Source organism: Pseudomonas sp. D47, assembly GCF_045447305.1.
Taxonomy (GTDB): Bacteria; Pseudomonadota; Gammaproteobacteria; order Pseudomonadales; family Pseudomonadaceae; genus Aquipseudomonas.
This window is the reverse complement of the sequence record NZ_JBJGXU010000150.1, coordinates 1-1,356: the sequence shown is the minus strand read 5'-3', so window position 1 is coordinate 1,356 and position 1,356 is coordinate 1. Positions and strand designations below refer to the sequence as shown.

The 1,356-nt window shown below is 59.7% G+C and carries 1 protein-coding gene; it reads right to left on the bottom strand.

The window, feature by feature from the left end:
* Nucleotides 1-1,118, bottom strand: a 1,118-nt coding sequence (locus ACI77I_RS31965; RefSeq protein ID WP_407000192.1) for a TonB-dependent siderophore receptor, incomplete at its 3' end; no start/stop codon positions are given.
* Nucleotides 1,119-1,356 lie beyond the last annotated feature (238 nt).

The window sequence follows — 1,356 nt, the reverse complement described above, 5'->3', positions numbered from 1 at the left end:
CCCAGGCCTGCGGTGTCGAACAGCCCGGTCATGGCTGCCTGGATTTCATCGTCGCGGCGGGTGTCGTCGGGGCTGCGGTAGTCGTAGATGTCGTAGTCACCCTCAGGGCTGAAGGTGTTGGCGTTACAGCTGCCTACGTAGTAACAGCCCCAGGCAAACGAACTGTAATCATCAATCACCACCTTGCTGCGCGCCGCACTTACGCTGCCTTTCCACTGATCACTGAAGCGGTACTCGAACTTGCCGTTGAGGTTCAGCGACTCAATGCCGACCTGTTTGGAACCACTCTGGTGCCCCAACAGCTTTTTCGGTGACGCGCCATGCGGTACTTCGGTTCCCCCCAACAGCTGATACCCCGGCACCGAGCGCTGTTGCTTGTTCTGGTACTCCGCATCCAGTTGCAGCAGCGCATCGGGGCTGATGTTCCAGTCGAAGGCCAGGGACACAAAATCGCGCTGGCCATTGGCGTGTTCCACATAGGCATTGAGGTCTTCATGGGCGACGTTGGCGCGCAGGCCGAACTGCTGCTCGCTGCCAAACCAACCGCCGACATCGGTGGCGACATAGCCGCTGCCGCGATCATCAGTGGACACGGTCACCGAACGCACATCCTCCGGGCGCTTGGTCACGTAGTTGATCACGCCGCTGGGCTCGGAAATCCCGCTTTGCAAACCGGCCAGGCCTTTGAGTACTTCCACTTGCTGCTTGTTTTTCAGGGCGACGTTCTGCTCGCCGGTGATGGTGCGCCCGTTGATCTTGTAGCTGCTTGCCGCGTTCAGCGAGAAGCCGCGCACCACAAAATTTTCGTAGTAGCCAATGGGGGCGTAGCTGTCGCCCACCGAGGCGTCTTTGCGCAGCACTTCACTGAGCAGGCGGGCTTGCTGGTCCTTGATCATGGCGGCGTTGATCACGGTGATCGAGGCGGGCGTTTCGAGCAACGGCGCTTCATCGAAGCCACCGACCGAGGCGGTGTTGGTGCGATACCCCGATTCATCCTGACCCTGGACGTTCACTGCCGGCAGTTCTATTTCAGCTGCCAGGCTGCTACCGATACCGCCGCTGAGCAGCAGGCCGAGGGCGAAACGCGAAGTGACGACGGGGCGAAAACGCAAAACCATGGGGCAAGGCCTTAAAGCGCAGGGCGGGGGGCGCATAAGCTAGGTGGATCGACGGGGTTTTACAAGTTATTGAGAGTGGTTCTGTCACATCGCTAACACGGGTGGGAGCTGGCTTGCCTGCGATGGCCTGGTAGACCTGTGGCGAGGGGGCTTGCTTCTGGGCTGGCTATTTTTTTCGGGTTGATTGAGTACATATCCGTTGCTGCGGTAACGGCTTCGTAGGGTTCCGCCCTTACGG